This window comes from Flavobacteriaceae bacterium GSB9 (genome assembly GCA_022749295.1).
Classification (GTDB): Bacteria; Bacteroidota; Bacteroidia; order Flavobacteriales; family Flavobacteriaceae; genus Flavisericum.
The window spans coordinates 3,056,408-3,065,000 of record CP062007.1; the positions used below are offsets into that span (position 1 = coordinate 3,056,408).

4 protein-coding genes, 2 tRNA genes and 2 rRNA genes (1 of these 8 only partly in view) are annotated in these 8,593 nt (G+C 39.6%); 6 read left to right on the forward strand and 2 right to left on the reverse strand.

From position 1 onward, the window contains the following. Window positions 1–35: 35 nt before the first annotated feature. Window positions 36–2,468, reverse strand: coding sequence for a PQQ-binding-like beta-propeller repeat protein (locus GSB9_02703; protein UKM66129.1), 2,433 nt, complete (start codon window positions 2,466–2,468; stop codon window positions 36–38). Between the two features lie 52 nt (window positions 2,469–2,520). Next, window positions 2,521–3,120 carry a ribonuclease HII gene (locus GSB9_02704; GenBank protein ID UKM66130.1) on the reverse strand — a complete coding sequence of 200 codons (600 nt, stop codon included), beginning with the start codon at window positions 3,118–3,120 and terminating at the stop codon, window positions 2,521–2,523. Between the two features lie 229 nt (window positions 3,121–3,349). Here GSB9_02704 and GSB9_02706 point away from each other — a divergent pair, with 229 nt between their 5' ends. The 6 genes from GSB9_02706 to GSB9_02711 form a co-directional block, all read left to right on the forward strand. Further along, complete coding sequence (locus GSB9_02706) at window positions 3,350–5,428, forward strand: putative porin (GenBank protein ID UKM66132.1); 2,079 nt, start codon at window positions 3,350–3,352, stop codon at window positions 5,426–5,428. Between the two features lie 328 nt (window positions 5,429–5,756). Beyond that, window positions 5,757–6,104: a hypothetical protein gene (locus GSB9_02707; GenBank protein ID UKM66133.2), complete on the forward strand. Its 348-nt coding sequence runs from the start codon at window positions 5,757–5,759 to the stop codon at window positions 6,102–6,104. 110 nt (window positions 6,105–6,214) lie between these two features. Further along, window positions 6,215–7,740: ribosomal RNA gene (locus GSB9_02708) — 16S ribosomal RNA — on the forward strand. An 89-nt stretch (window positions 7,741–7,829) separates the two neighbouring features. Beyond that, a tRNA-Ile gene (locus tag GSB9_02709) sits at window positions 7,830–7,903 on the forward strand. Between the two features lie 75 nt (window positions 7,904–7,978). Further along, a tRNA-Ala gene (locus GSB9_02710) sits at window positions 7,979–8,052 on the forward strand. 161 nt (window positions 8,053–8,213) lie between these two features. After that, window positions 8,214–8,593 (forward strand): 23S ribosomal RNA (locus GSB9_02711); it runs 2,442 nt beyond the window's last position. Together the 16S and 23S rRNA genes with 2 tRNA genes alongside form the textbook arrangement of a ribosomal RNA operon.

The following is an 8,593-nucleotide window of genomic DNA, read 5'->3' on the forward strand; positions in this document are numbered from 1 at the left end:
TAGTTTGTTTAGCCTTATAACTTAACTGCTGAAAACTAATTGATTTGATAAAGGATTATAGCGTTGTTTTCGCCCTTGGCAACAAATTCTAAATTTCTGTCTTGATCTATGTTGTCTAATTGTATGGAAGAACTTCCGTAAAGAGGAAAATTGGGTATAGATTTAGATTGGCTGTCAAAAAGATAAACCTTATGTGATTGCAAATCGGTGGTAGATACGTAAATTTTATCATAGATGTAAAAAATGCTGGGCGCTGTATAGTTGCCAAAATCCATTTCGGTTGTTTTGTTTTTAATGGACAGTTTGTTTTCGCTTAGAGTTACTAAGGTCTTGCTTGTAGTTTCTAAAAAATGATTTTCAGAAAGGTTCAAGTCTGCACTCGATACATTTCCTCTGGTGTCAACAGAAAAAAGCTTTCCGTTGTCAGTAGTTGTAGTGAATTTATTCTTATACAAAAACACAGGTTGATTAGAGTAATTGCTTTGGCTTTTGGGTGTTACCCTGGTTTTTCCTGTTCTATCTAAAATGTATAGTTTGTTCTTGGTTTTTAAAGCTAGATAATCTTTCCTGCCAATTCTAAAATGTTTGGGTTGGGAAATAATGGCACCATTAGCAGATTTAAAAGTAAAGCCCTTTACAATATTGCCTTTGGTGTTGTACATTAACACGTTTTTACCCTGGGTAACCATTAGCCTGTAGTTTTTTCGTTTGTCGTAATCGAACACAGAAAGAGGCTGAGTGATTTTATCGTTAAGCCTTAGAGGGAATGGGGGTACTTCCTTTCCGTTTCTATCTAAAACGTAAACACGGTTTGGTGTGGCAAAAACCAATTGTAATCTTCCGTTTTTGTAAATATCAATTTGTTCTATGTTTCCTAAAATATTGCCTTGAAGTTGTTTTTTCCAAAGGATTTTTCCTGTATTCGAAATTAAGTACAAGTTGTTGTTTACATCTTGAACCACTATTTCTTTTTGGCCTGTAACGTGGTTTTTTACAAACTGTGGGCTGTTTAAAATATCGTGGTCAAGTTTTATGTTGAGTTCCTCAGAAACCGAATTTTGTTCAGCTTTGGTTTTGCTTTTGCTTATTATACCATTAACATGTGCAAAATGGTTGTCGTAAATAAATTGAATGGCCGAAATATTATCGTTTTTTAGTTTGTAATTTCCATCGTGACCTAAATTTTTGTCAAAAATAGTTTTAAGTGTAGAGGTGTTGCTTACCTGTAGGATAGAAGCCGCGCTACTCAATTTGTTACTCATAGCGTCAAAGTGACTTTGGTTGGCTAATGTTGATTCGTTTTGGTAATCTGCAATAATATTTTCGAGTATGTCTCGGTTATCGGTAAACACAAAAAAGTGGTCCAGAATACAATAGGTATTAGCTTTTTTGAAGGTTATAAATGGAGAAAATGTATTGTAAAACAGGTTAGGACTGCTAAAATCATAAAGGTCAACATCGCGATATGAGTCGACTTTTGTCTGTTCGCTTAAAAGGGCTTCTTCGGTAGCAATAACATCAACAGAATTTAATATAACGGCCTTGTTTTCGCCTTCATAGATAATACCGATTTCAGAAATATTATTGAAAAGTGTTGAGGTATTGGCTAAAGAATCTTGTTTGTTGAAACGGCTTAAATTAGTTTTAAAAGTATTAAAATAATCAAAAGTGATACTTAAAAAGCCATCGCTGCTGGAAGGGGCTATTTTGGGCACCTCATTTTGTTGTGGGATGGTATTTTTAAACACGTTCACTAAACTTTCGGTGGAGTCGTTAGCTTTAGTGATGCCGTTGAAATACAATTCGTTTTGCTCTAAATCGAGGTCTATTGCCACATATTCCGAGAATTGTTTGAGGTTTAACGAATCTTCTATAAAAACGGTTCTTATCAGGCCGTTGTTTGGTTTTATAATTAGCGAAAGCGTTTTGTTGTTGCTTGTAGTATTGATTATTTTTCTTAACTCGGTATCTGGCGTTTTGGTTTCAAAAACTGCAGAGGTCAGCTTTGGTGAAGACGATGCGAAAAATACGCTATCTATCACCGTACTATAAAAAACGCTTTGGTTCAACGTCGATTTGGTTATTGTTTTGTTTTTATAAGTAATCGATTCTTCCATGTAATCTTTTAAAGAATCGGTTTTGAACAGCTTTTTGTCAAGCTTGGTAATTATGGCATATTGCAAGCTGTCGTTTTCGTCGGTCGAAAAACAAATTAAAAAATCGTTTAAAGGCTTTAAATGTGTTAAGTGATTTAATTTATTTTCTAATGTAGAGTAATTTTTGGTGTTCAATAGTTGATTTAAAAGCCCACTGTTTTTAACGCTGCTTTTCAGACTTTCTAAGTTAGAAGTGCGTACAATAATCTCGGCCTCTTTTGGAACGAAATCTATTAAGCTATTGCTTTTTTTGTAAGAGTTTGAACAGTTGAAAACCGTAATAAGCAGGAGGGAGAGGCAAAATAATCTCATGGATAAAAATTAATTTTTACAAACCTAATATTTTTTGTGGTGCATTAAAAATTTAAAGGTCCATCTTTAATTGTTCGGGGAGCAACCTAAACGATTTTCTATGGTATTTTGTTATGCCATACTTTTTAATGGCCGCTCTGTGTTCTTTGGTGGGGTAGCCTTTGTTTTTTTTCCAATTATACATGGGGAACTCGTCGTGGATTTTACTCATGTATGCATCCCTGTAAGTTTTTGCCAAAACAGAAGCGGCCGCAATGCTTAGGTATTTACCGTCTCCTTTTATTATGGTTTCAAAAGGGATGTCTTGGTAGGGCTTAAATTTATTACCGTCAACAATAATAAATTCGGGTTGTGGTTTTAGTTGTACTATAGATTGGTGCATGGCCAAAATAGAAGCATTTAAAATATTTATGATATCAATGTCTTCCTGAAAAACGTGGGTGACCCCAAAAGTTAAAGCTTGGGTTTCAATTATAGGTTTTAAAATTTCTCGTTTATTTTTGCTGAGTTGTTTCGAATCGTTCAAAATGGCATTTTCAAAATCTTTTGGAAGAATCACAGCTGCAGCGGTGACTGGTCCCGCCAAGCAGCCACGGCCAGCTTCGTCTGTGCCACATTCTAATGTGTATTTGGAGTGTTTGGTTAGTAACATTTAATACAAGAGTTGATTAAAGTGAATTTAATTTTGGGTTGTAGCTTGGGGCTATGATATGTTTTTAAGAATTGTTGTGCAAGATATAATTTTATAATAAAGACTGATCGATGGTTTTTTGTGTAGAGTTTCAAACCGTTTTTGGGTAAAATAGATGGGCAATAAATAATTTATTCTCTTTTTAGCGTTATCATATTTTGTGTTTACATTTGCAACTTCAATAGGCATTATGAAAAAAGTAATTTTATTTATCTTTTTACTGTTCGTTATAAAAGGTCTTCAAGCGCAAGATAAAGAAGTTGGAGCTGAAAAAGTAGAAAGAAAGGCTGCGGTGTCAAGACAAGACTCCTTAAAAAGGTCTTCAAAAGAAAAAGATTCGCCAAAAGTGATTGGTGCCTTAAAAAAGATTACAGGATTAGACGAAGCGACCGACAAAGGCGCAAAAATAGAAGATTACCTTATTATTTCGTCCGAAAACGATACAACTTATGTGGATACTTCTCTAACCATTAAAAAAGACTATAAATTTAATTATTTAAGAAAAGATAACTTTGGACTGATTCCCTTTGCAAATCTGGGTCAGACTTACAATAGTCTAACTTTCGATTTTCAAAATACAAGCTTAATGCCGCTTTTTGGTGCGCGAGCCAGGCATTTCAATTATATGGAGGTGGACGATATATATTATTATCGTGTACCAACACCGTTAACCGAGCTGTTTTTCAGGACAGCTTTCGAGCAAGGCCAGCTTGTCGATTCATTTTTTACTGTTAACACCTCGCCACAATTCAACTTTTCTATAGCCTATAAGGGCCTGCGGTCTCTAGGTAAGTATCAAAATATACTAACAAGTACAGGCAATTTTAGGTTTACATCTAATTATCAATCCAGAAATAAACGCTATAAAGCAAGAGGACATATTGTTACCCAAGATTTAATGAACCAAGAAAACGGCGGGCTGGCTGATAATAGTATTGAGCCTTTCGAAACGGGAGAGCCCGAGTTTTTAGATCGCTCTATCTTGGATGTTAATTTTGAAAATGCAGAAAGCATGTTGCGCGGTAAGCGCTTTTACTTAAACCACAGCTATAATGTCTTTAATCATACTGAACAGGAACTGGTGGAGGTTCAGACAGATTCCTTAAACGATTCTATTAGTGTTAAAAAGCCGAAGGGCAAATTTTTAGAAAAAAACAAACTAGATCTTAGGCATATCATTTCGTTTGAAGACAAGTATTTTGAGTTTAGCCAAACTACAGCTGATACAGGTTTTTTCGGGGAAACTTTTAATGCGAGAAACCTAAAAGAACGGGTGACACTCGAAAATTTTTATAACAAATTACAGCTAGAGTATTATAATCACCTGTTGGGTAACTTCCAATTCAATATTAGTAATAATAACTATAATTATGGTTATAACAAGTTGGTACTGTTGAATGGGCAGACCATAACAAATCGCTTAAAAGGCAATGTGTTTTCTGCAGGTGGAGCATATCAGAAACAATATAAAGGGTTTAACCTTAAGGGTGAGATGGGGGTAAATGTGTCCGGTGATTTTGAAGGAAACTTTATAAAGGCCACCGCTGGTTTTAAGTTAGAAGACGATATTTCTGCTCAAGCATCAATAAACCACAGTTCGCATGCGCCAAATTACAATACCTTGCTTTACCAAAGCAATTACACAAATTACAACTGGCAGCAAAATTTTAATAACACAGAAACCCAACAGTTGGCATTTCAATTAAATTTGAAAAATTATGCCAAAGTCACTGTAGATTTTTCAACCATAAACGATTATGTTTATTTTAAGAAGGAAGCCGATACGCTTCAGGTAAGACCCTATCAAAACAGCAGCACGATAAACTATCTTAGGCTTAAATTCGAAAATGAAATAAAGTTTGGAAAGTTTGCTTTGGCCAACACTATAATGTATCAAAATGTAAAGGACGATAATAAGGTCTTAAACATGCCAGAGTTCAATACCAGAAACACTCTTTATTTTTCAAGCCACTTGTTTCAAAAGGCTTTGTATTTGCAAACAGGTGTAACCTTAAATTATTTTACGGAGTATTATATGGACGCTTACAGTCCGGTTTTGGCTGAATTTTATACTCAAACCAAACAAAAGTACGGAGGCTTTCCCCGGTTCGATTACTTTTTAAATGCTAAAATTCGCCAAACCAGAATCTATTTTAAGGCCGAACATTTTAACTCTTCCTTTACAGGATATAATTATTACTCGGCTCCCAATTACCCCTATCGCGATTTTATTATCCGTTTTGGTATAGTATGGAACTTCTTTCTGTAGGTCAATATTGGTTTTTTATGGCGTTGCCTGGGGCCGTGCCTTGCGCTGTACCTTTTTGCCGTGCCTCCAAAAGGGGCCCTCTCCAATCCCAGGCGCGAGGTTCTGGGGTGGAATTCAGCACTCGAGCCATTACGGTCGGTATAGTCCAGGTACATGTGTGCATTGAAAAGGGAAGGAACGGAACGGAACGACGGTTCTGTTCTGTTAAGCTGCACAAAAAACTTTCCGTTCCAACTTTCAACAAAAGAGCGTGTTAGGGTCGTGTTCCGAAAAAAACCAAAAAAAAGTCCCCAAAAAGTTTGTTTGGGAATAAAAAAGGGTGGTATATTTGCAGCCGCTAAAAACGGTACGGCCGTTTGCGGCGGGAGTTCATAGAGAGGTTGTTCGGGATGTGTTTTTGGGGCCTGGAAAAGGTTCCGAAAAAAAAGTCAAAAAAACATTTGGCGGAAAGAAAAAAGGCTGTACATTTGCAGCCGCTAAAAACGGCAGCGCCGTTTGCGGCGAGAGTTCACCGATAGTTTTTGGCACGGTTTTTATCGAAAGAAAAAAACTTAAAAAAAATCCAGATAACCGTTGTGAGATTAAAAAAAGGGTTTTATATTTGCACCCGCTTAACGAGGAAACGAGTTGGGTAAAGAGAAAAGAAGTTCATAGACATATTGAATCGACAGCGTAAGAGGGACATCGGAAACGGTGTTTCTCGACAAAGAGAATAGACCATTTTGAGTACCAAGAAAGATTTCTGAGGCCGTTAAGAACACAAGTCATACAAGACTTAAAAATTTAACGATGAAGAGTTTGATCCTGGCTCAGGATGAACGCTAGCGGCAGGCCTAACACATGCAAGTCGAGGGGTAACATGGAAAAGCTTGCTTTTTTGATGACGACCGGCGCACGGGTGCGTAACGCGTATAGAATCTGCCTTGTACTGGAGAATAACCAGGAGAAATTCTGACTAATACTCCATAGTATGCAAAGACTTCATGGTCCTTGCATTAAAGATTTATCGGTACAAGATGACTATGCGTCCTATTAGCTAGATGGAGTGGTAACGGCACCCCATGGCGACGATAGGTAGGGGCCCTGAGAGGGGGATCCCCCACACTGGTACTGAGACACGGACCAGACTCCTACGGGAGGCAGCAGTGAGGAATATTGGACAATGGGGGCAACCCTGATCCAGCCATGCCGCGTGCAGGAAGACTGCCCTATGGGTTGTAAACTGCTTTTATACGGGAAGAAACACCGCTACGTGTAGCGGCCTGACGGTACCGTAAGAATAAGGATCGGCTAACTCCGTGCCAGCAGCCGCGGTAATACGGAGGATCCAAGCGTTATCCGGAATCATTGGGTTTAAAGGGTCCGTAGGTGGATGATTAAGTCAGAGGTGAAAGTCTGCGGCTCAACCGTAGAATTGCCTTTGATACTGGTTATCTTGAATGATTGTGAAGTGGTTAGAATATGTAGTGTAGCGGTGAAATGCATAGATATTACATAGAATACCAATTGCGAAGGCAGATCACTAACAATGTATTGACACTGATGGACGAAAGCGTGGGTAGCGAACGGGATTAGATACCCCGGTAGTCCACGCCGTAAACGATGGATACTAGCTGTTCGGACTTCGGTCTGAGTGGCTAAGCGAAAGTGATAAGTATCCCACCTGGGGAGTACGTTCGCAAGAATGAAACTCAAAGGAATTGACGGGGGCCCGCACAAGCGGTGGAGCATGTGGTTTAATTCGATGATACGCGAGGAACCTTACCAGGGCTTAAATGTAAGTTGCATGATCTAGAGATAGGTCTTTCTTCGGACTACTTACAAGGTGCTGCATGGTTGTCGTCAGCTCGTGCCGTGAGGTGTCAGGTTAAGTCCTATAACGAGCGCAACCCCTGTTGTTAGTTGCCAGCATGTAAAGATGGGAACTCTAGCAAGACTGCCGGTGCAAACCGTGAGGAAGGTGGGGATGACGTCAAATCATCACGGCCCTTACGTCCTGGGCTACACACGTGCTACAATGGTAGGGACAGAGAGCAGCCACGTCGCGAGGCGGAGCGAATCTATAAACCCTATCACAGTTCGGATCGGAGTCTGCAACTCGACTCCGTGAAGCTGGAATCGCTAGTAATCGCATATCAGCCATGATGCGGTGAATACGTTCCCGGGCCTTGTACACACCGCCCGTCAAGCCATGGAAGCTGGGAGTGCCTGAAGTCCGTCACCGCAAGGAGCGGCCTAGGGTAAAATCGGTAACTAGGGCTAAGTCGTAACAAGGTAGCCGTACCGGAAGGTGCGGCTGGAACACCTCCTTTCTAGAGAAAGACGACCAAAGGTATCAAGACTGTTGCAAGAGATAGTCTGTTCTCAAAGCTGTTGATTTATAATTACAATAATTAAGTAGAGTCTCATAGCTCAGCTGGTTAGAGCGCTACACTGATAATGTAGAGGTCGGCAGTTCGAGTCTGCCTGAGACTACTAATTAAAGGAAATTCTAGAAGCAAGGGGATTCAACATTCGTAATTCTGAATTCATAATTCTGAATTCCACAATGGGGGATTAGCTCAGCTGGCTAGAGCGCCTGCCTTGCACGCAGGAGGTCATCGGTTCGACTCCGATATTCTCCACGGTTCCGCAGTGCGGAAAGAAGTTCATTGACATATTGAAAAAAAGATACATGAAATTTTAGGATCGGATTTATCCGGTTCTATAAGCAATAATTAATTTAAGGATTTCTGTACCACGCGAGCGGTACAGACTTCCGAACTCATTAAAAAAGCAAAAAGTACAATAAGCTAAACAAGGGCGTATGGGGAATGCCTAGGCTCTCAGAGGCGAAGAAGGACGTGATAAGCTGCGAAAAGCCACGGGGATCGGCACATACGATTTGATCCGTGGATATCCGAATGGGGCAACCCAGCATGTTGAAGACATGTTATCCTATAAGGAGGCGAACCCGGGGAACTGAAACATCTAAGTACCCGGAGGAAGAGAAAACAAAAGTGATTCCGCTAGTAGTGGCGAGCGAACGCGGATTAGCCCAAACCGGTGCTGTTACGGCAGTGCCGGGGTTGTAGGACTGCAATGTTCGAGTTGCGATGAATTAGAACTGTTTGGAAAGACAGGCCATAGAGGGTGATAGTCCCGTATAGGTAAAGAGCAATGCGA